The sequence below is a fragment of the Pseudothermotoga lettingae TMO genome, assembly GCF_000017865.1.
In the GTDB taxonomy this organism is placed as follows: domain Bacteria; phylum Thermotogota; class Thermotogae; order Thermotogales; family DSM-5069; genus Pseudothermotoga_B; species Pseudothermotoga_B elfii.
In genome coordinates this window covers 1669779-1691203 of record NC_009828.1, presented here as the reverse complement: position 1 = coordinate 1691203, position 21425 = coordinate 1669779, and the positions used below count along the sequence as shown (strand labels likewise).

At 38.3% G+C, this 21425-nt stretch carries 28 protein-coding genes; 13 read left to right on the top strand and 15 right to left on the bottom strand.

Annotated elements, in window-relative coordinates; all coding sequences use genetic code 11:
* Positions 1–38 precede the first annotated feature (38 nt).
* From TLET_RS08330 to TLET_RS08320, 3 genes are read left to right on the top strand one after another with little or no spacing between them, the layout of a single operon-like run.
* The gene (locus TLET_RS08330) at positions 39–611 is read left to right on the top strand and encodes a GGDEF domain-containing protein (protein ID WP_012003651.1); all 573 of its coding nucleotides are present in this window, start codon (positions 39–41) and stop codon (positions 609–611) included.
* Complete coding sequence (murA, locus tag TLET_RS08325) at positions 611–1870, top strand: UDP-N-acetylglucosamine 1-carboxyvinyltransferase (RefSeq protein WP_012003650.1); 1260 nt, start codon at positions 611–613, stop codon at positions 1868–1870. Before TLET_RS08330 ends, murA begins: the two co-directional genes overlap by 1 nt.
* Entirely contained in the window at positions 1863–2795 is a 933-nt protein-coding gene (locus tag TLET_RS08320; RefSeq protein WP_012003649.1) for a radical SAM protein, read from the top strand. Before murA ends, TLET_RS08320 begins: the two co-directional genes overlap by 8 nt.
* On the opposite strand, the gene TLET_RS08315 is transcribed toward TLET_RS08320, so the two are convergent.
* From TLET_RS08315 to TLET_RS08295, 5 genes are read right to left on the bottom strand one after another with little or no spacing between them, the layout of a single operon-like run.
* On the bottom strand, positions 2767–3639 hold the full coding sequence (locus TLET_RS08315; protein WP_012003648.1) for a hypothetical protein: 873 nt from the start codon (positions 3637–3639) through the stop codon (positions 2767–2769). The two genes, TLET_RS08320 and TLET_RS08315, sit on opposite strands and share 29 nt — an antisense overlap.
* Positions 3640–3655: 16 nt before the next feature.
* Positions 3656–4357 carry a hypothetical protein gene (locus tag TLET_RS08310; protein ID WP_012003647.1) on the bottom strand — a complete coding sequence of 234 codons (702 nt, stop codon included), beginning with the start codon at positions 4355–4357 and terminating at the stop codon, positions 3656–3658.
* A gap of 17 nt (positions 4358–4374) precedes the next feature.
* Entirely contained in the window at positions 4375–4848 is a 474-nt protein-coding gene (locus tag TLET_RS08305; RefSeq protein ID WP_012003646.1) for a hypothetical protein, read from the bottom strand.
* A gap of 16 nt (positions 4849–4864) precedes the next feature.
* Positions 4865–5308, bottom strand: coding sequence for a ribonuclease H-like YkuK family protein (locus TLET_RS08300; protein WP_012003645.1), 444 nt, complete (start codon positions 5306–5308; stop codon positions 4865–4867).
* A 10-nt stretch (positions 5309–5318) separates the two neighbouring features.
* A complete protein-coding gene (locus TLET_RS08295; protein WP_012003644.1) occupies positions 5319–6500 on the bottom strand; it encodes an alkaline phosphatase family protein in 1182 nt (393 codons plus the stop codon).
* A gap of 126 nt (positions 6501–6626) precedes the next feature.
* On the opposite strand from TLET_RS08295, the gene TLET_RS08290 reads away from it, so the two are divergent.
* Both TLET_RS08290 and rd read left to right on the top strand, forming a co-directional pair.
* A complete protein-coding gene (locus TLET_RS08290; protein ID WP_012003643.1) occupies positions 6627–7130 on the top strand; it encodes a rubrerythrin family protein in 504 nt (167 codons plus the stop codon).
* 11 nt (positions 7131–7141) lie between these two features.
* A complete protein-coding gene (gene rd / locus TLET_RS08285; protein ID WP_012003642.1) occupies positions 7142–7306 on the top strand; it encodes a rubredoxin in 165 nt (54 codons plus the stop codon).
* Positions 7307–7319: 13 nt separating this feature from the next.
* Here rd and TLET_RS08280 read toward each other — a convergent pair whose 3' ends face one another.
* Positions 7320–7883 (bottom strand): biotin transporter BioY, encoded by a 564-nt coding sequence (locus TLET_RS08280; protein WP_012003641.1) that lies wholly within the window; start codon positions 7881–7883, stop codon positions 7320–7322.
* Positions 7884–8031: 148 nt separating this feature from the next.
* Here TLET_RS08280 and TLET_RS08275 point away from each other — a divergent pair, with 148 nt between their 5' ends.
* The 3 genes from TLET_RS08275 to TLET_RS08265 are packed head-to-tail and all read left to right on the top strand — an operon-like array spanning position 8032 to position 12071.
* Complete coding sequence (locus TLET_RS08275; protein WP_012003640.1) at positions 8032–8475, top strand: MarR family winged helix-turn-helix transcriptional regulator; 444 nt, start codon at positions 8032–8034, stop codon at positions 8473–8475.
* Entirely contained in the window at positions 8468–10213 is a 1746-nt protein-coding gene (locus TLET_RS08270; protein ID WP_012003639.1) for an ABC transporter ATP-binding protein, read from the top strand. Before TLET_RS08275 ends, TLET_RS08270 begins: the two co-directional genes overlap by 8 nt.
* The gene (locus tag TLET_RS08265; protein WP_012003638.1) at positions 10203–12071 is read left to right on the top strand and encodes an ABC transporter ATP-binding protein; all 1869 of its coding nucleotides are present in this window, start codon (positions 10203–10205) and stop codon (positions 12069–12071) included. Before TLET_RS08270 ends, TLET_RS08265 begins: the two co-directional genes overlap by 11 nt.
* A 29-nt stretch (positions 12072–12100) precedes the next feature.
* Here TLET_RS08265 and nadE read toward each other — a convergent pair whose 3' ends face one another.
* The 9 genes from nadE to rplI all read right to left on the bottom strand — a co-directional run bounded on the left by nadE (position 12101) and on the right by rplI (position 18725).
* Positions 12101–12946, bottom strand: a complete 846-nt coding sequence (gene nadE / locus TLET_RS08260; protein WP_012003637.1) for an NAD(+) synthase — start codon at positions 12944–12946, stop codon at positions 12101–12103.
* 15 nt (positions 12947–12961) lie between these two features.
* The gene (locus TLET_RS08255) at positions 12962–13810 is read right to left on the bottom strand and encodes a DUF4382 domain-containing protein (RefSeq protein ID WP_012003636.1); all 849 of its coding nucleotides are present in this window, start codon (positions 13808–13810) and stop codon (positions 12962–12964) included.
* A gap of 72 nt (positions 13811–13882) precedes the next feature.
* Positions 13883–14824 carry a thioredoxin-disulfide reductase gene (gene trxB, locus TLET_RS08250; protein ID WP_012003635.1) on the bottom strand — a complete coding sequence of 314 codons (942 nt, stop codon included), beginning with the start codon at positions 14822–14824 and terminating at the stop codon, positions 13883–13885.
* Position 14825: 1 nt separating this feature from the next.
* Positions 14826–15488 (bottom strand): protein disulfide oxidoreductase, encoded by a 663-nt coding sequence (gene pdo, locus TLET_RS08245; RefSeq protein ID WP_012003634.1) that lies wholly within the window; start codon positions 15486–15488, stop codon positions 14826–14828.
* 53 nt (positions 15489–15541) lie between these two features.
* The gene (locus TLET_RS08240; RefSeq protein ID WP_012003633.1) at positions 15542–16054 is read right to left on the bottom strand and encodes a hypothetical protein; all 513 of its coding nucleotides are present in this window, start codon (positions 16052–16054) and stop codon (positions 15542–15544) included.
* 2 nt (positions 16055–16056) lie between these two features.
* A complete protein-coding gene (locus TLET_RS08235; protein ID WP_012003632.1) occupies positions 16057–16974 on the bottom strand; it encodes an SPFH domain-containing protein in 918 nt (305 codons plus the stop codon).
* Between the two features lie 2 nt (positions 16975–16976).
* Entirely contained in the window at positions 16977–17411 is a 435-nt protein-coding gene (locus TLET_RS08230) for an NfeD family protein (RefSeq protein ID WP_012003631.1), read from the bottom strand.
* 13 nt (positions 17412–17424) lie between these two features.
* A complete protein-coding gene (locus TLET_RS08225) occupies positions 17425–18261 on the bottom strand; it encodes an MBL fold metallo-hydrolase (RefSeq protein WP_012003630.1) in 837 nt (278 codons plus the stop codon).
* An 8-nt stretch (positions 18262–18269) separates the two neighbouring features.
* Positions 18270–18725: a 50S ribosomal protein L9 gene (rplI, locus tag TLET_RS08220; RefSeq protein WP_012003629.1), complete on the bottom strand. Its 456-nt coding sequence runs from the start codon at positions 18723–18725 to the stop codon at positions 18270–18272.
* Positions 18726–18799: 74 nt separating this feature from the next.
* On the opposite strand from rplI, the gene TLET_RS08215 reads away from it, so the two are divergent.
* The 5 genes from TLET_RS08215 to TLET_RS08195 are packed head-to-tail and all read left to right on the top strand — an operon-like array spanning position 18800 to position 21414.
* Positions 18800–19027 (top strand): DUF4911 domain-containing protein, encoded by a 228-nt coding sequence (locus TLET_RS08215; RefSeq protein WP_012003628.1) that lies wholly within the window; start codon positions 18800–18802, stop codon positions 19025–19027.
* Positions 19014–19499, top strand: a complete 486-nt coding sequence (locus TLET_RS08210) for a YqeG family HAD IIIA-type phosphatase (protein ID WP_012003627.1) — start codon at positions 19014–19016, stop codon at positions 19497–19499. The genes TLET_RS08215 and TLET_RS08210 overlap by 14 nt, the downstream gene beginning before the upstream one ends.
* Positions 19500–19548: 49 nt before the next feature.
* The gene (gene yqeH / locus TLET_RS08205) at positions 19549–20652 is read left to right on the top strand and encodes a ribosome biogenesis GTPase YqeH (protein ID WP_012003626.1); all 1104 of its coding nucleotides are present in this window, start codon (positions 19549–19551) and stop codon (positions 20650–20652) included.
* Positions 20645–21229 carry a phosphate propanoyltransferase gene (gene pduL / locus TLET_RS08200; protein ID WP_012003625.1) on the top strand — a complete coding sequence of 195 codons (585 nt, stop codon included), beginning with the start codon at positions 20645–20647 and terminating at the stop codon, positions 21227–21229. Before yqeH ends, pduL begins: the two co-directional genes overlap by 8 nt.
* Positions 21214–21414, top strand: a complete 201-nt coding sequence (locus tag TLET_RS08195) for a ubiquitin family protein (RefSeq protein ID WP_012003624.1) — start codon at positions 21214–21216, stop codon at positions 21412–21414. The genes pduL and TLET_RS08195 overlap by 16 nt, the downstream gene beginning before the upstream one ends.
* Positions 21415–21425: the final 11 nt, after the last annotated feature.

The window sequence follows — 21425 nt, the reverse complement described above, 5'->3', positions numbered from 1 at the left end:
TTATATACCAAGAGATGGTTTTTCAAGGAGGCGTTCAAATGGAAGAGCGGGAAGAGTTGCTAAAAAAAATTAAGGTTCTGGAGGATCAACTCGAATATTATCGGGCACGTGATGCACAGATGGAACAAATGATTCAGGAATACAACCAGTTCATAAAAAAACAGTTCGAGTTATATGATGATTTTGTCAAAGATATTGGTACAAGCAGGATAATCGATCCTTTAACACGTGTTTACTCTACCGAGCATATAAATCGCCTGATTGCTTATTATCACCAGAAAGCTTTCGAAGAAAACAGAAGCTATGCTATAATAATGGTCCGCTTGCTTGATTGCAATGACCAATTCGAAAAGCACCTGTCAAGTGTTGGAAAAATACTCAAGAGCACGGTCCGTGTGCCTATGGATAGTGTGGGAAGATTTTCTGAGGACAGTTTTGTTGTTTTACTTACAGATGTAAAAAAGGATATCGCCACTAAGGTGGTTGAAAGAGTTGACAGGTCCATAAAGAGTTCTGTAGAAGCATATGTGAAGATAGCTTTTAGATCTTATCCCGACGATGGCGAGAATCTTGAGCAATTTATTAAGGATATGAGTCAGGAGGTTTCTTAGTGGGAAAATTAATTATCGAAGGCCCAGCCAGATTAAATGGGGCTGTTAAAATCTCCGGATCGAAAAATGCGGCTTTGCCGATTATTGCAGCGTCACTTATCTGTGACAGAGGTGTTTTGCTTGAGAATGTTCCAGATTTGATGGATGTTAGAACAATGATAGACATACTCAATTCAGCCGGTTGCAAAACACGTTTTGCTGAAAATGTGCTCTCTGTTAATCCACCAGAGAAACCAAACACAGATATTCCATACGAGCTTGTCAGAAAAATGAGAGCATCTTTTAATGTTTTAGGTCCACTTGCTGCCAAATATGGAAAGGCTTCTGTTTCACTTCCTGGGGGCTGTTCTATAGGTGTCAGGCCTGTGGATTACCATATAGAGGGATTGCAGAAGTTAGGTTTTTCAATAAACATAGAACATGGTATTGTCACAGCTGAACTTGGTGAAAGACCACAAGAAGTTTTAATATCGCTTCCTTTTCCAAGCGTTGGTGCTACAGAACATATAATGACAACCGCGGCTATTTTGGACGGTACTCACACAATTCTGGAAAACGCGGCTATGGAACCAGAAATAGAAGATTTGGCTAATTTTTTGAATGATATGGGATGCAAAGTTTTCGGGGCAGGAACAAGACGTATTGAGATTTTTGGCGTGGAAAAAACTCGTGAATGCACTCACAGAATAATACCTGATAGGATCGAGGCAGGTACTTACGCGATAGCTGTTGCTGCAACTATGGGGGATGCCGTAATAGAAAATCTTCAGGTTTCCCATCTTGTTGCGCTTTTTGACGTGCTCAGAAGCGCCGGTGTTGAAATTCAGCAGATTGATGAGACAGCTATTCGCATAAAAATGAATCAAAGGCCTCAGCCTGTCAAGGTTCAGATTACTCCATATCCTGGCTATCCAACAGATCTCCAGCCTCAAATCATTACTTTTTTATCGATAGCTACGGGAACATCTACGGTATCTGAAACAGTTTTCAAATCGAGATTTCAGCACGTAGATGAACTGAGAAGGCTTGGTGCAAAAATAGAGGTGAACGATGGCACAGCTATCATTTATGGAGTGGAGAACTTGAGCGGGGCGCAGGTGAATGCAACTGATTTGAGAGCAGCTGCTGCTCTGGTCATAGCAGGTCTGATGGCAAGCGGAACAACATCTATAAATGAGGTTGATCAGATTTTCAGAGGTTATGAGAATATCGTTGAAAAACTTTCACGGCTTTCGGCGGTGGTTGAGTATTTTGAATGACATTATCAGTATCCTGAAAGATAATCTTTTTCGATGCAAACTGTGTCCTTTGCAGTGTGGGGTGAATAGATATGAAACAACAGGAAGATGTAAAATTGGCAGCAAAGTTAAGATAATGAGTGTCGTGCTTCATTTTGGAGAAGAGCCCCCTATAAGTGGTGAAACTGGTGCGGGAACAATTTTTTTTAGTGGATGCAACCTTAGGTGTGTCTATTGCCAAAATATGAATTTCAGTCAGAAAGCTGATGGGGTTGAGATAAGTACAGAAGAGCTCGCTGAAATTTTCCTTGATCTACAGAGTCACAATGCGAAATGTCTGAATCTTGTTACTCCAACTCCTCATCTTCCTTTTATAATTGAAGCACTTTCAATTGCGAAAAGAGAAGGTTTTGATCTTCCTGTTGTTTATAACACGAGCAGCTATGAATCTGTCGATATTCTACGCTTAATTGAAGGCGTTGTTGATGTTTATTTAGCGGATTTGAAATATGCCGACGACGAAACTGGGATGGCTTTGTCTAAGGTGAATGATTATTTCACTGTTGCAAAAAAAGCATTGATAGAAATGCACAAGCAAGTTGGGGCATTCAGGGAGTTGTACGGAAAAATAAAAGGTTTAATTGTTCGTCATCTCGTGTTGCCAAATAATGTATCACAAAGTGAAAAAGTTTTAGAGTTTGTTTTTTATGGTCTGTCACCAAGTGTACCTGTTTCGCTAATGTCTCAATACAATCCTTTGTTCAAAGCAAAACAGAACCTTCTTATAAGCAGAAAACTGGAAAAGGAAGAATACGAACAAATTGTAAACACGGCTGTTCGAATGAATATGAACGGCTGGATTCAGACTGATGAAAAGAAAAAGGTTACAGTGAAGCCTGTTCCATCAACTTACAAAATTACAAGCCTGCTGAAATCAAAAACATAAATAGAAGCCCGGTAACTGCTATTGCAGCTGTCGTTAAGACTATTTCTTTTGTGTATGTATAACTGCTCCTATCTATTGTCAAAACACTGGTTGCCGTGAAGCTCTCTTTTTCTGTCTGTGCAAAAGCTATTACGGTATATGCTCCATCTGATATGCCGCTGCCTGAAAAATTGATTTGATTTGAACCTGCTTTTCCTTTTCCTGACCATTGCCATACCACTTTTTTGTCTTTGTCCAGGACTTGAATGCTCAGTGTAGCAGGTTTGGACAGATATATATAGAAGGTTGTATAATCCTGGTACCAGTCTCCGTTTGGAGAAAATATCTCGGGCTCAATCTTAAGATTTATCGATAACACTTCTTCTATAAGGCTTATATTCACGCTCGTTTCTTTAGCATAGGAGATATTTACCAATCTTGTCTCTGGTATAAATCCAGCGGATTTGAAAGTTATGTAAAGACTGCCCTCAGGAACGTAAATTGTGTCCTGCACACTGTTAACTTTTCCAAGATACTGATCTTCACTGTATACTTCGACTGGATAGACATTTGAATATACCCTCAACATACCTGCTCTTTTCAAGGGGGCATGGAAAACAACTACACCAGGATATGAAACGTATGCAGAATCATCAAAAATTATGTACCAGGATTTGCGAACAGTTATTCTGTGCTCGCCTGACGAACTCAACGTGATTTCCAGAACTCCGTCAATATCGGACATTCCGGCGTATATGCCATTTACATAAACAGATGCAAACGGCTCTGTTTTTACAACAAGCGTATAGCCTGCAAATACAACTGCTGGCAAAATAAACACAATCAAAATAAGAAGCTTTTTCATCTCTATTCCTCCTGAATTACCAGCTGGTGGTTGTATACCAGTCAACTATGTTTTCAATGCCCCAGAGCCCGCCTTTATCATAGTATTCTACACCAAGTATAAGTAGCTCTGTACTTCTGATATCTATAACTCCCATCGATCCTGTTTGAATCTCTTCTGAAAGATTAATGTAAGCTGCTGCTCTTGGAGAGATTGTCCCTGATAACTCGTCTAAAAAATCCCCTTCATAGCTGTATATGTCTATGATTACATCGGCTTCTCTGTCAGAGGTGTTCATAATACTAAAGGCAGTTTGTGATTCTACAAAGTTCGTATAATTAAGCCCATACCAGTAATATTTTGCATCTGATGATACCTGTACTGGCTCGATCACATGATCTCTACCAACAAGTACATCATCAGATTTGTAAAGAGCAGAGATGTAAAGAAGTTGATCACTTTGAATTAAAACAAGGCCCCAGTTTTCGTCAGATTGAGGAATTACCTGAGATAAATCAACCCAAACAGTTTCAAATTCATTTGATCTGTAACTATTTTGCCAAATAGTGTTTCCCTTGTAATCGTAAACGACCACTCTGAAATATGCCTTTTCTTCACTCAGGTTTGACACAAAAATTGCTGTACTTTTGCCGATCGTCTGATCATAGTACACCCCATAATTTGCTGCAAAACCTGCTGCGCAGAGAAATATTAAAACAAGCAGGGCGACTTTCTTCATAATTATCGCCTCCTCGCTCAGGGAATTTTGGGATAACAAACTATCGAACTACCAGAAGCATAAACAGTTAAAAGATAGGGCTTTCCATCGATTATTAGCATTGCAAAACTATCTGAAGTTTTTGCGGTGTTTGTTTTGAGCAACAGGTTCAACGTGTATATTTTTTCAACCCATGATGGTGGCTGCTGAAGTTCTTGAGGTGATTTCACACTGGTTTCCCCATAAGATATCAATTCTACTTCACTTGCGCTATTTGAGAAAAGGTTCAGCAACATACTGCCGTAATATTCAGCATCACTGCTGGTAGCAAGATCGGTCAGGTGCACATAAGTATCTATCAATTGATTTTCATCCAGATTGCCTTTAAGATATCTGTTCAAATCGTAAACTGTTTGTTCTGCGAATGCTCCAATATCCGGTTCAAGAAGAGAAAGACATCCGCTCATAATCATGGCCAAAAGAATAATTGTAAAGATCACTAATATTCTCATACGTACTCCCCCCAACTTACTTTGTGTGCCTGTGAGCCACCTTGGTTGCTGCAAATGCCCATGGTTTTAGTTTGTAACTGTATCCCATACCTTTCACATAACCGACAACACTTGATAAAACATCTCTGCTGGCACCATTATAACCAACGTCTATATGTATCTCTGGATGATATAGTTGAAGCATTTCTTTTGCAAAACTTGCCATTTCCAGACTTAGATATGTTTCTTCAAATAATCTGCTGAAGATATCATAGTGCTTTCTTTCTCTTTTTAGAGTGTAAAAATAGGTTGCACCAATTCCTATTTTGTAAACCACCAAAGCTGTTGCAAAAGTTACCACACCATCTCTCGCATCGCTATCGGTACCAATATATATTTTGGAAGGGTTTCCATCATTGAAATCTTGTATGATTTCCCTTACAGCTTCGATGTCAACATTGCCGTAAGTAGGATTTTTCAATAAGAATCAATCACCCCCTGATCAATATTATTGGTACGAGCAACTCGTCCAGACTCAAAGAACCATGCTTCGATTTTAAGCTCTCTTCTCTTCCTGTGAGTTTAAAATAAAAAGAATAATCTTTTCTTGCAATCAATATGACATCGCCGATTCTCTCCAAGTTTTCCTTCTTTGGTGATTTTCCGAAAAGTTCCATCTCGATAGCCTGGTGTTTTGTTATGGCGAATGCCTCTGAAGGGTACTTTTCTTTGATATATTCTACCACTTCTTTTGGAAAACGTGTATAAATGTGCATCATTCTCATTTCGCCTCCAGGAGGTAAATCGAAAAAAGAAGCTATTTCGTCTTTCCACGACCACCAGATTTCATTTTGCCACGGGGTAAATATCTGTCCGTGATCTCCTATTATCAAAACCAGGGTATTGCTTTTCAGATTTTTCGAGATTTCTTCTTTTATCATTCTCAAAAGCCAGTGAAGTTCTCGCTCAAATGCTTGAGAATTAACACCAAGTTTGTGCCCGATAGAATCGAGCAATCCCCAGTATACAAAACCAAAAAGTTTTCCATTTTCGTCAAGCATTTCTTTTAATTTTTCAAACAGATCTCCAAAACTCTGATAACTTTTTACTGAAGCACCGGCATTTATCAAATTTGAAAAACCAGATCCTCTGATATTTTTTGATGTAAGCACGCACCCTTTAACTCCGGCTTTTGATAGTTTCTCAAATATCGTCTCTGAAAGTAAGATTTTCTTTGAAGACAGGTTTGCCCCCAGCTTTCCAACTGTCGGTGAGGAAAGTTCTATCATATTGACCAGCGTGCCAAATTCTTTTAGATATAGAGTATAACCCAGTATACCGTGTTCTACAGGAGTCACGCCGGTTAAAATTGACGCCAGCGAAGAACTTGTTGTCGTGGGAAATACTGAAGAAGCCTGCAGGATATCACTTTCGCTAAAGATGGGATTTTTAATCAATATTTTGTTCAAACTGTTCATGCCCATAGCATCTATAAGAAATAGTATAACTTTGTTGACATTTTCCATAAGACCCGGTTTTTCCAGACCAAATGGGTATTCTGGATAATGCGCCGGGCAACCAAAGTGTGATAAAATAGCATTAGAAACATTCACAAGCGAATATTGCTCGTAGTCTGGTTTGAATAAGTTTTCGCTGATTTGTTTCAAGACCACAGGCACCACCACTTAAAGTATAGATCCAGAATATGTATTTTTCAAAACAATATCAGTTCAACTTGACCATAATGTTAATTGAATGATATACTTTAAATCAGATTCATTTAATAAGGAGGTTGAAATATGAGAGAGATGACAGAAAAATTTCTTAAAGATGCCTTCGCAGGAGAGAGTATGGCTCATATGAAATATGCAATTTTTGCTGAGGAAGCTGAGAAAAAAGGGTTTAAAAATCTGGCGAAGTTGTTTCGTGCCATTTCTTATGCTGAATATGTTCATGCAAGAAATCATTACCAAGCTCTTAAGATGATACAATCCATTTCAGAAAATATACAACAATGTATAGACGGAGAGAATTTTGAGGTAGAAGAAATGTATCCTGTTTACAATGAAGTTGCAAAATTTCAGAAAGAGAACGAAGCTGTTCGAAGTACTCACTATGCGTTAGAGGCAGAGAAGATCCATGCTGTTATGTATAAAAAAGCCAAGGAACTTGCCGAACAAGGTAAGGATTACCCAGCTGATAAGATAAGCATCTGCAGTGTTTGTGGTTACACCGTTGAGGGAGATGCACCAGAAAAATGTCCGGTATGTGGTGCAGGTGCTTCTCAATTCGTTAATTTTTAGGGGGCGAGAAGATGGTCAAGTACAGATGTATAATTTGCGGGTATGTGTACGATCCTGCTGAGGGAGATCCAGATAGCGATATCCCTGCAGGAACATCTTTTGAAGATCTTCCAGACGATTGGGTTTGCCCAGTATGCGGAGCGTCGAAGGAAGATTTTGAACCAGTAGAAGAGTGAACCCCTCAGGGGTTCACTTTAATTTTTTATATATAGAATAAATGCCTGCTGCGAGAAGAATTTTGGTCAGATCGCCCGGTATGAACGGAATTGCTCCCATTGAGAGAAGCTTTATGAGCGTAAGGTGAGATCCTTTTATTGCAAACCACCAGTAAAGCTGCAGCAAACCGACTGCGTAGATTATACCAAAATTTGCAAAAGCAAGCCATAATAACGTTGAAGTTGAAGATCTATTTTTTTGTTCGAAAATACTTCCGAGGACAAAAGAAGCAATAACGAAACCGATAAGATATCCCCCTGTTGGGCCGATAACGATGCTCAGTCCTCCTTTAAAGCCAGCAAACCAGGGCATACCAGCAATACCTACCAGAACGTATATTATTTGGCTCACGCCTGACAATCTTCCAATGAGTAAAGGTGAAAGCAAAACCACTAACGTTTGTCCTGTAACTGGTACGGGACTGAAGGGAAGAGGGATTTTGATCTGTGCGGCAGCTCCTGTCATAACTGCAAAAATTGTTGAAAGCAAGATTTTCGAAAAAATACTCTGCTGTGCCTGAAGTTTTTGAACCTCCATTTATTCACCTCCAGAATTATTCTATAAAGCTTTCTTTTTCGATTTCGAAAAGAAAACATTTCTTTTTGTTTCATTATTGCCAGTGTGGTATTTTTTGATGATATTATATTGACATCTAACTATTAGACATAAAAGGAGGTGATCCTTTATGAACGAAGATATGGTTTTTAAGCGTTTTTTTATCATAAGTCGACTTCACTTTCACATTGTTCATGACGAACTTGAAAAACATGATATTCATCCCGGGCAACCTCCACTGTTGATGCTTGTTGCCAAAAATGAGGGTATTACTCAAAATTTAATTGCACGAAAGCTCAATGTCAGTCCAGCCACTGTTGCAATAATGCTTCGAAGAATGGAAAAATCCGGCTTAATTCAAAGAGAGCAGGACGAAAGTGACAGAAGATTTCAGCGGGTTTATCTGACGGATAAGGGAAGTCATATGGCAGAGATTCTCAAAAGCAAAATGGAAAAGGTGGAAAAGATAGCTATGGATGGTTTTTCCTCGAGTGAAAAAGATCAGTTTTTGAAATTTTTGGACCGCATAATAGAGAATTTAAAAAAACATACTAAGGAGTGGTGCCATGATTAAGATTTTGAAATATTTGAAGCCATACACACATTTGGCACTTATTACTGTTGCACTGGTTGTAGTTGATTCTTATGTGACACTTTATTTGCCTGATTTGATGTCTCAAATAGTGGATAAAGGTATTACAAGAGGCAATGTTGACTATATATGGCAAACAGGTGCCAAGATGCTTCTTGTTTCTTTAATTCAGGTCTTGGCAATAATTTTTATGAGTTTAACCTCCTCAAAAGCAGCTATGGGTGTTGGCAAAGATTTGAGAAATCACATTTTCAAAAAAGTCCAGAGCTTTTCTCTTGGAGAAATTGATCAGTTCAGCACAGCTTCTTTGATTACCAGAACTACAAATGATATTACTCAGATACAACAGGCTATTGTGATGATACTCAGAATGGTCATAAGAGCTCCTGTAATTGCTGCTGGCAGTATAGTGATGGCTGTGTCAAAAGATGCGAAACTTACTATGATACTTCTGGTTTCTGTCCCGATCGCTGCTGTTGCAATGTATTTTATTTTTAGCAAAACTATGCCGCTGTTCAAGAGTATGCAGAAAAAGATAGACAGATTGAATCTCGTTTTGAGAGAAAGAGTTACTGGTGTGAGAGTCATAAGGGCTTTTAACAAAGAAGATCACGAAAAAGAAAGATTTGAGAAAGCGAATGTGGATCTTACTCAGACAGCACTGAAGGTTAACAGAATAGGCGCTGTTATATTTCCAATAATGATGATAGTGATGAATTTCACCATAATCGCTCTTGTATGGTTCGGCTCAAAGCAAATTGACATGGGACAGTTGCAGGTTGGTTCAATGATGGCGGTTATGCAGTATGTGATACAAATTCTTTTCTCTTTTATAATGATATCTATGATATTTATATTTCTACCACGTGCCTCTGTTTCTGCACAGAGAGTTATCGAGGTTTTGAAGACAACCCCCACAGTTTTGCAACCATCAGATCCTACCGAGCCGACTGGAAAAGGTGTAATAAGATTCGAAGATGTAAGTTTTTACTATCCCGGTGCAAAAGAAGCTGCTCTGGAAAATATTTCGTTTGAAGCTCAACCGGGAAAAATGACGGCAATTATTGGAAGTACCGGTTCTGGTAAAACAACCATTCTCAATTTGATTATGAGATTTTACGATGTTACCAGAGGTACTGTGAAAATAGACGGTGTTGATGTACGCCATATTCCACTGGAAAGATTGCGTGGAATGATAGGTTATGCGCCTCAGAAAGCCGTTATTTTTTCAGGAACGATAGCAGACAACATACGCTTTGGGAGAGATGAATTGAGTAATGAGGATGTATTGCGTGCGGCAGAGATAGCTCAAGTAGATGAATTCACCCAGAAAATGCCAGAAGGTTTGAATTCTCCTGTAGCTCAAGGAGGCACAAATTTATCAGGTGGACAGAAACAAAGAATTTCTATAGCACGTGCCATAGCTGGAAAACCAAAGATATACCTTTTTGATGATACGTTTTCTGCACTTGATTTCAAAACAGATGCCCGTGTCAGGGCAAAATTGCTAAAAGAAGTTAAAGATGCAACGGTCATAATAGTTGCTCAAAGGGTAGCCACTGTGATGAATGCAGACCAGATAATAGTCATCAAAGATGGAAAGGTTCAGGGAATAGGAAATCACAAGCAATTGATGAACACATGCCCTGTTTATAAAGATATAGTTTTATCGCAGCTTTCAGAAGAAGAAGCAGTCGGAGGTGATTCTAATGGCAAATGAAAAGCGTTCACAACCACTTCCTTCGAGAGGCCCGAGACCTGGTGCAGGACCATTGATGATTTCATCTGACAGGGCAAAAAATTTCAAAGCGACTTTGAAAAGGTTGATAACGTATCTTGGACCATATATTATTCCTGTAATTATAGTGCTCGGCATAACAATTGTTGCTACTGTACTGACAATTTTTGCTCCGAAAATACTTGGAAAAGCAACTACCGAAATTTTTCGTGGGGTTATGGCAAAAATGCTTAAATTACCAAATGTGGGCATAAATTTTTCTTATGTTGCAAGGATTCTCATTCAAGTTAGTCTTTTATATGGTCTGAGTGCTCTTTTGAACTATATTCAACAGTTTATAATGGCTGGTGTTTCTCAAAAAGTGGTTATGAAGATGAGAAAAGATATATCTGAGAAGCTTACAAGACTTCCTTTGAAATTTTATGATTCAAAAACACACGGAGAAATATTAAGTCGCGTCATAAATGATGTAGATCTCATAAGCAACACACTTCAGCAGAGTCTGATTCAGTTTGTTTCCGGGATTATTTCCATAGTTGGTGTAGTTATTATGATGTTAACAATAAGTCCTCTGCTTACAGGAGTGACTTTACTAACTTTACCGTTAAGCATCATTGCCACTGTTTTTATTGCTAAATATTCTCAGAAACATTTTTCAAAACAGCAGAAAACCTTAGGAGAGCTCAGCGGTCATACAGAAGAAGTTTATTCAGGGCACACAGTCATAAAGGCTTTCCGCAGAGAGCGAGAAGCGGTAGAAAAATTTGAAAAAATAAACGAACAACTTTATGAAGCAAGCTGGAAAGCACAGTTTTTGTCCGGAATGATAATGCCTCTCATGAGGTTTATCGGAAATCTTGGATATGTTATCGTGTCTGTCGTAGGCGGTATTCTTGTTACAAGAAGGGCAATTACGATTGGTGATGTTCAGGCTTTTATTCAGTACTCGCAGCAATTTACACAGCCTATAGTTCAAATTTCCAATATTGCTAATCTTATCCAGTCAACAATAGCAGCTGCTGAAAGAGTTTTTGAGATTCTTGATGAAGAGGAAGAACTTCCAGACAGCCAGACCGCTATAGAAGTAAACGAAGTTCATGGTGATGTCAGTTTTGAAAGGGTGTATTTCAGCTATGTTCCTGAAAAACCTCTTATAGAAGATTTGAATATAGAAGTAAAAAGCGGGCAGAGAATAGCAATAGTTGGACCGACAGGAGCTGGAAAAACTACTCTTGTGAATTTGTTGATGAGATTTTATGAGATTCAAAGCGGAAGTATAAAACTTGACGGAATAGATATCAGAGAAATTTATAAAAAAAGTCTGAGAAAATGCTTTGGTATGGTCCTTCAGGACACATGGCTTTTCAGCGGAACTATAAAGGAGAACATAGCCTATAGTAAAGATGGTGCTTCGGAAGAAGAAATAATAAGGGCTGCTAAAATGGCTCAAGCACACCATTTCATAATGGCTCTTCCAGATGGTTATAACACAGTTATAAATGAAGAAGCAACGAATATTTCTTATGGTGAGAAACAGCTGATAACCATTGCAAGAGCTTTTCTATCTGATCCCGACGTACTTATACTCGATGAAGCAACCAGTAATGTTGATACTCTCACAGAGATATATATTCAAAAGGCTATGGATGAACTGATGAAAAATAGAACGAGTTTTATCATTGCTCATAGACTTTCCACTATAAGGAATGCCAGCTTAATACTGGTCATGAACGAAGGAAAAATAATAGAAAAAGGTACGCACAGAGAACTTCTCGAGAAAAATGGTTTCTATGCAGATCTTTACAAAAGCCAGTTTCTTGGTGCACTGGTTGAAGCATAAGGTGGGTGTGAGTTTCACCCACCTCTTTTTTAAAAAATTCTGAAAGATTTGATTTCTCTATATTTTGCTGCCTGAAGTATTCTTATGACCCTGTTAACTTTTTCAATCGGCTCGCCGCTCAAATCTTTCTTTTGTTCGATCTTTTGCAAGATTCTGTCAAGTTCCTGGTAACTCATTCCAAATGCATATTCATCCGTTATACCGGGTATGAGATCTGGTGAAGGTGGTTTTTTCAGAATTTTTTCGGGTATTTTTAAATGTCTTGCAAGCTCAAAAATCTGGGTTTTGTAAAGATGTGCTATTGGCTCAATATCGACTGAATCATCTCCCCATTTTACATAAAGACCTGTTAAGAACTCTGTTTTGTTTGTTGTCCCAACCACAGCATAATTTCTCTTTTCTGCTTCAAAATATAAGATGCACATCCGAATTCTGTGTTTTGATCTGTAGTATGCCAGCCCTTTTAAAAATTCTTTGTTCCCTTTATTTAAAAGATCATCTATAAATGGGTCATTTGAAAGTTTCTGCCATTTTCCAAGTACATATCTTTCCTGAACGGATTTTGGAAATAAAAACGCTGGTGGGAAGAGTTTGTATATTCCAAGTTTTCTGAGCATTGGGGTGGCAGGTTTTATTTCGTAATGTATTTTCAAATTTTCACAAACAGTTTTTGCATCTTTTACTGATTCTTTAGAAGAATCTCTCTCCGGTAGAATCAATCCAAAAACTTTCTCTGCACCGAGTGCCCTCACACACAAGGCAGCTACAACTGCTGAGTCTAACCCACCACTGATGCCTACCACAGCACCTTTATAACTGTATTCTTTTACGAAATTTGATATGAATTCACAGATTTCATCAATACAGTTTTTCACATAGTAATTATATTATCACTCGAGCAAAATCTCTATATTGTTAATATCATGGTTTTCAACCTGCACATCTGCTGTAGCATCTGGTGTGGCAGAAATGATTTCATCGGAATCATTCCAGGTGCTGTAAGTTTCTTCTTTGAATATTCGTAATTCGTATTTGCCGGGCTTTATTTTCAATATCCTGAATTCTCCATCTTCCCAGTTATTGGATTTTTTATGAGTAAAGGTTGATGCAACCGCGGTGGCTTCTTCTGTATCGAATAGAGCAACGAGCGCATGGACAATTCCTTCATTGTTTGAATTTACTACTCTTCCATTGATATCGTACAGTTTTCCGTATCTCACATGAACAACTGGTGTCATGTGAAATTTACTTGGATCAGGATTACTACTGTTCCATGAACCATTGTACTTTATGGATCTTGACAGATCAAAGTCCAGAACGATCACAGTTTTTTCATTTACATCGATCGGTTCTGTGAATGGATATTTCAAAGAATTTGAGTTTATTTCGAGAGTGTATTCCTGATCATTAACGGTTATAGTAGCCTGGCTTATTTCAAATCTGATCTGGGTAAAAGTGCCATAAGTCTGAATTACCGGAAAACTGATCTCTGTTCCTATTAGATCGAGTAAATTCACTGCTGTGGCCTCGTCTGTTACAACGATTGAAGCATCTTCTGTGTCGCTCATTAATAAAATTCTGTCAATCGTTACATCAAGTTTCTGGATATCACTCACCGGTAAAACGGCATCAGTTAAATAGATTTCAATTTCTCCTGTATTTGAAAGATTCATGCAACCACTTATGAGTAGTACGAAGAGTAGTACGAAAAACATCACGCACAAGGCATATTTTCTCATAACCCCACCTCCTGAAAAAATCATACAAAAGTGGGGATTAGAAAAAAATTAAAAGAGGGTATCTCTACCCTCTTAAAAGTAATTTTCTGCAGCATGAATTGCGGCGATTGCTCCGTCTGAAACAGCTGTAATAATCTGTCTGACGTTCTTTTTCCTCACATCACCTATTGCATAAAGTCTTGGTATGTTTGTTTGCATCCATTCATCGGTGAATATATATCCCTGCTCATCAATTTTCACAATATCTTTCACAAGCTCTGAATTTGGTTTCAAGCCGATCGCTATAAAAACTCCATCCACTTTTAATTCACTAATCTGACCAGTTTTGACATTTCTCAGAACGATTCTTTCTAATTTTTTATCTCCATGAAATCTTTCAACCACGTTGTCAAATGCGAATTTTATTTTTCCGTTGCTAAAAGCCTTGTCCTGAAGTATTTTGACAGCTCTGAGTTTGTCCCTCCTATGTATCACAGTAACAGATTTTGCTATTTTTGATAAATAAAGCGCATCGTTCAAAGCTGTGTCGCCTCCACCTATGACGGCGACATCTTTATCTTTGAAAAAATATCCATCGCAGGTTGCACAGTAAGATATACCTTTTGCCAGAAACTCTCTCTCTCCCGGAACTTCAAGTTTTTTTGGATCTGCCCCTGTTGCAATCATTACAACTCTAGATTTTACAATTCTTTCTTCCGTTTTAATTATCATTTCGCTGTTTTCCACATTCAATTCAATGACATGGTTGTTCAGAAATTCAGTCTGGAGAGATTCTGCATGTTCTTTCATTTTTCTTGCCAGTTCCTGGCCTTCAATATTTGGGAAACCTAAATAGTTATCTATATATGTTGTGAGGTTCAATTGCCCGCCTTCAAGAACTTTTTCCACAACAAGCACACTCAAACCTGCCCTTTTTGCATAAACTGCTGCACTTAGAGCAGCTGGACCGCCGCCTATTGTAACAATGTCATAGTAATCTTTTATTGATTTTGTGGAACCAACTTCAAAGAACATTCTAATTTTCCCCCGCAGCCTTTAGCAATTCCTGTAAAAACATGTTTTCTGGATATGCTCCAACGAAATCACGCTGATCATTTATGAAAGTATGAGGCACCGAAGAAACACCATAGTTCATGCTCAATTCTGGAAACTCGTTCGCCTCTATCATTTCCGCTGTAATATTTGGATTAATGAAAGCAGCGTTATGGGCCATAAGAACGGCTTTGGGGCAATAGGGGCACGTTGGTGTAACAAAAACCCTTATTTTGACTGGCGATTTTATAGAACGAATCTTCTCAATCTGATCTTCATTGAAAAATGCTGGTTTACCAGATGAAACGGTTATTATATCCTGTATCAAACTTGAAAATTCATGACCGGACGGTATGCCGTAAAATCTGATCCTCGTGTCTTCACCGTTTTTGTTCAGAAATACAACTGCTGGTGCCATTTCAATTTTGTACATTTCGGCAACTTCCCTGTCTTTTTTAACGTGGTAAACATAAAACTCTATCTTGCTGTCAACCGCAGAAAGTTCTTCCAGGACTTGTTTTGTTAAATCGCAATATTCACATTCACTGGCATCGTCAACAAAGATCAAAATTTTTACAGAGTCCACTAATTGTTCTGAAAATACTTTTTTTAAGTACTTTACGTCCTTTTCATTTATTAATGGCATGCTTGCACCTCCTAATGTTTTCTCCATAAATATTCTACCTTATTAGTCGGAATTTATTCCTTTCGATCGAGTGAAGCTGATGTAAAACCTAAGATAACGAGAAGAGTACCTATCAGGAGTTTGCTTAACTCATGTCCTGATGATACTCTGTTCACAACAAAAACAGTGCTGAACAACCCCCAGCAAGTTAAAAGGGAGGCTATATTTCTCTTTATAGATCTTTTAAGCAAATATAAGACGACATATTCTTTTTTCGTGTAACCAAGGGAAAGAAATAGCACCCTGAATCTCTTATCTTCGTTTTCAAGATAAACAGACAATCTTCCCACGTGAAACAGAAAGGCGATCAAAACACATACAAAAAAATCCCTCAAAGAATATTGGCCAAAGGCAGATGTATAGGTTAGAAGTAATCCGAGCGTAACAATCGTATTTACGGAAGAAAAGGGGGCGAGCGTCATATTCGCCGCCCCGGAAAAATTTGCCCAGACTACAGGTAGTGCTGTTACTATGCCTATTGAAGAATAAGATAACCCGAGAAACAGATCTTTAATAAAATCGGCCACGTTTATTTTTTCTCCTCCCCTTCAGGTTCTTTTTTCAGAACTTCAGCTATACCAGCTATACTTGAGAGAATTGCGGAGGCTTCCATAGGCAGGAATACCTTGGTTGCTTTGCCGTTCGCTATATCTTTCAGCGCATCAAGATATTTTATTGCTATAAGGTCATTTGTTGGTCCTCCTTCATGAATCGCTTTGAAAACGTTGAGTATTGCTTCAGCCTGACCCTGAGCTTCTGCTATCAATTTAAATTTATTTGCTTCAGCCACTTTCTTTATTGCTTCAGCCTGGCCTTCTGCTTTTAATATAGCAGCATTTCTTTCACCTTCAGCTTTGAGTATCTCTGCCTGTTTTATACCTTCTGCTTCAAGGATAGCCGCTCGCTTAGTTCTCTCAGCTTTCATTTGTTTGCTCATCGCATCGGTTATATCTTTTGGTGGATCTATTTTCTTGATTTCGACTCTCGTTATTCTCACACCCCATTTGTCGGTAGCGTCATCGAGGACAGTCCTGAGCTTTGTGTTTATTTTCTCTCTTGATGTGAGCGTCTGATCAAGTTCCAATTCGCCTATAACGTTTCTCAAATTTGTCTGAGCGAGCTTTAACGTGGCAAACTGAAAGTTGCTTACGTTGTAAACTACTTTGTAAGCATCTGTGACTTCATAATAAATCACAGCGTCAACTGTCACTACAACATTGTCTTTTGTTATAACCTCCTGGGGAGGAACATCGATAACCATTTCTCTCAAATCGACGCGCGTCATTCTGTCAAAGAACGGGATGATAAAGTGTAATCCCGGCCCAGCTTCTCTGTTAAATTTACCCAATCTCTCTACCAGACCTCTTTGATACGGTCGAACAATCTTAATACCAGTTGCAGCAATTATAAGTATTAAAAAGGCTATTATTCCAAGGGCTATTATCACAGTTACTCACCTCCTGTCTTTTCAACGATAACATGCGAACCTTCTACTTTGATTATTTTTACTTTTTCTCCCTCATTTATTACTTGCTCGTCTTTTGAATATGCTCGCCAGAGGTCCCCATTAATCTTAACCAGACCTTTTCCCTGCTTGTTGTCTATGGTTTCAATTACTGTAGCTATCTGACCTATTATCTCATCTATGTGTATCTTACGAGGTTCTTGTTTTGTTAATTTCTTCGTCAGAGGTCTTGTGAGAATGACGAGCAATCCAGATACCAGAATGAATACCATAATCTGAGCCAGCGTACCAAAACTCACACTAACGGCGGATGCAACGAAAGCACCTATCCCAAACCAGAAAAGAAAAAAAGATGGAGTGAATATTTCACCAACCACAAAAATTACTCCCAGAATTAGCCAGAAGAGATAAGGTTCCACTGTTTCACCTCCCTTATATGGTGAAAACAACTTCTGGATCAACGTAATGTATATCAAAATTATTTGCTTCTTTAATATTTTTGAGATATCTATCTATTTTGCCGCTGTATCTTGAGGATATGTGGTAAAGGATCAACTTCTTGACTTCCGCTGATTTCGCAATGTCGAGAACCTCTTCCAGGGAGGCATGAGCATTCATCTTCCTGTCACTGCTTCTAAGAAATGTACATTCGTGTAAAAGAATTTCACTATCTCTTGCATTTTCGGGGTCTATTCCGAACGTATCACCAGAGATTGTCAAGATTTTTTTCTCATAAAACTCTGTTATGTTGCTTGAACCAAGCTTTTTTGAAAGTTCCAATATCTCTTTTTCAGGTAAGTTGCGGTACTCTTCTTTTAATCTCCTGCGCGTTTCTATTATACTGTAACCCAGACTCATATCCTGCGAAGTGTGCTTGACTTTGAATGGCACAACATATCTTGCAAAGTTTCCTGCCTGACGAAGAAACACTTTTTCCCCTGCACTAACAGGTATGTGATTGAATTCAAACCGCAGATCATTGTTGGCTTGTTTGATGAAATTTATCCAATCTTCGATAGCTGTATTTCCTTTAGGGTAGTAGACAGTCAATGGCTTTTCTCTATCTCCCATAGAGTTATTCCTTGTGTTCACTATGGTCCACAATCCAGATATGTGGTCGATATGGCCATGTGTTAAAAAAATATATCTTATGGCATATATTTTGTTGGACATTGTCAAAGAAACTCCCTCACCGGCATCAAACAGAATTCTTTCCGGTGCGTAGTAAACCCATGTAGAATAAAGAGCCTTGGAATATATCTGAAGTATCAGCTAACTCACCCTTTCTCCTCTCCAACGATTTCAACTTTTATAGTTCCTCTGACCCCGCCAGGAAGCCTCATCTCGATATCGTAAAGCCCCGTTTCTTTGAGTGGCTTATCCATGTTTATCCACTTTTTGTCAATTTCAACACCTGAGTTTTTTGAAAGGATCTCTGATAAATTTGTAGAAGTCAATGCACCAAATAATTTTCCGCCACCTCCAACTTTTGCCGGAACTTTGTGAATCTGTTTTTGAAGGGTTTTCAATATCTCCTCACTTTTCTTTTTTGTCAGATCTTCTTTGTGTTCCTTTAGAATTTTTTCGTTCCTGATCCTTTTAATTTCTCCTTCGGTTGCCATTTTTGCCAATCCACGAGGTATTAAAAAATTTCTTGCATAGCCATCTTTAACCTCTTTCATATCGCCAGTTTTTCCAATACCAGGTATATCTTTTAGAAGTACTACTTTCAAAACAATACCCCCTTTCATTTCTTTATGATTATATCTTATAATCAAAAAGATCAATTTGGTAAGGAGGTCAGCATATGGAATATGATGTTTACCTGAGAATAAAAAGCGAAGATGTTCATAAACTCGGTTATATTCTCGAAGTAGAAGACAATTTTGTGAATATGAGAAAATATGAAAATGGACTTTTGAGAATACTTGTTCCTGCTGATATGCTTCAGGAACTTCTTGAGTTTCTCGAAACGGTAAGAAAACATGTAGATTTCGAGGTAGTGGAGTGTAGAGAAAACAATGGGCGTATTTAAATTCCTGAAACCCGATGAATTTCTGGAAAGTGTTGATAAGATAGATATAGGAAAGTTTATTCTCAACGGCAAAGATGTGTTTATTTTCGATTTTGACAACACGCTTGGTTTATGGAGGTCTTCAAAAATAGAAGAGAGGTTTCGGTATGTTATAGATGAAATAAAAAGTAAGAGAGGAAAAATTCTGATAGCTTCAAATGGAAGACCGAGGAAGATTTCTCTCGATGGTGCCCATATAATATGGAGAAGCAGAAAACCATTAACTTTTAAAATAAAGAAATTTCTTTTAGACAATCAGATACCAGTTAATCGTGTTGTAATGATAGGTGACCAGATTTTCACAGATATTCTGGCGGGAAATTTACTTGGTGTGTATACAGTAAAAGTAGAACCTTTAAGCAGGCATGAGTTTTTTTTCACCAGAATACTGAGATTTTTCGAGCGGATTGTGCTGAAAATAATTCGCAAGTGAGTTAGAGATTCAAAAAGGAGGAAACAGTGCAGCGAGCACTGAATTTTGTATGAAATGTAGAGGGTGTGGGGCTCAGATACAGCATGAAAATCAAAGAAAACCTGGCTATGTACCCTTAGAAGTTTTTCAGAAAAGAAGAGCAGAGGGAAAAGATATTCTTTGCCAGAGATGCTTCAGAATGAGACATTATGGAAAGCTTGAATCAGTGAAGATTACAAATGATTTTGCCAAAAGGTTGTCAAAGCTTGTTCGAAAATTTGAAGTTATCGTCTGGGTCTTGGATATAAGCGATTTTGAAGGAAGTTATGATCCATTGCTTGCAGAAATTTTGAAAGATCTGAATAAAATAATTGTTGTGAACAAGATAGATCTTCTTCCAAAAGCTGTCACGATTCGTGAGATCAAATCCTGGGTTGAAGAAAGGCTGAAAGGGCAAAGGTTCAGGGACGTATATCTGACGAGCGCAGCGAAGAATTATGGAACGAGATCTCTTCTAAGGGCACTCTCGCTTTATGAAAATGTGATTTTCGTTGGTATGACCAATGTTGGAAAATCTTCTATTTTTCAGAAATTAACCGGTGTCGATGTTAATGTTACACCTTTTCCGGGTACCACACTTGATTTGATAAAAGCAACTGTGAAAAATACGGATATCTTTGACACACCAGGGATATTTTCAAATCGCAGGATAATAGATTTTCTGGAACCTGGATCTCAGAAAAAGATTTCTCAGAAATCCCTGAGTAGAATGACTTTTAAGCCTCAAAAAGGTCAAACAATATTTATTGGAGGTCTGTGCAGGTTAGATTTCTCTTTTGATACAGAGCTGCCACCAATTTTTCAAATATTTGCAAGCGAGTCTGTAAAATTTCATGTTACCAGTACTTCGAAGGCAGACAATCTGCACGTTAAGCAATATGGCAGATTGCTTGTGCCGCCTTTTAAACCAAAAGAGCTTTCAATGGATTCATTAAATTGGAAAGAAGAGGAATTTGAGTTAAATACAGGAGAAGAGCTTGCTATAGCTGGTCTTGGATGGTTAAGTGTGAGAAGAGGCCCATTTAAGGCAAAAGTTAAAACTATCAACGATGTAATTGTTAAAAAAAGAAAAGCACTTGTTAATCCTTACAGAGGAGGTATGAGAGGTGGATAAAAAACAACCTGGTATTGTTGTTGGCGTCAGCAACAGGCATGTTCATCTTTCTAAGGAAGATATAGAAATACTTTTTGGAAAAGGCTATGAATTGAAACCTGTGAAAGATCTGGGGCAACCTGGACAATATGCGGCAGATGAGAAGGTAATAATAGTAGGTCCCAAAGGCGCTATCGAGCAAGTAAGAGTACTCGGACCAGCAAGAAACAACACACAGATAGAAATTTCAAGAACAGATGCTTTCAAGCTTGGGTTGAATCCTCCTGTGAGAGATTCAGGGGATATAGAAAACACGCCAGGTATAGTCATAGTAGGTCCCAGGGGAACGGTTATAAAAGACAAAGGAGTAATTTTAGCCAAGAGGCACATTCACATGCATCCAAAAGATGCTCAACACTATGGAGTTAAAGATAAAGATATTGTAAAAGTGGTCTGTGAAAAAGAGGGACGCAGACTCATATTCGATGATGTCCTGGTTAGAGTCAGTGAAAAATTCGCTCTTGAGTTCCACGTCGATACAGATGAAGCGAATGCCGCTTTGTTAAAAAACGGTGATCTGGTGTGGATAATAGAATAACAGTTAATTATCAGGGAAGAACATACAAATTTGAAGGGTCTATAAAGGTAATAGATATTCTAAAAAAATTGGGTTTAAACAGCGAAGAGCACGTTGTTCTTGTAAACGGCGAAATATATACAGAAGATAGAATGGTAAAAATAGATTCAAATGTGGAAATACACCGAGTTACATCAGCAGGTTAATCAGGGGGTGA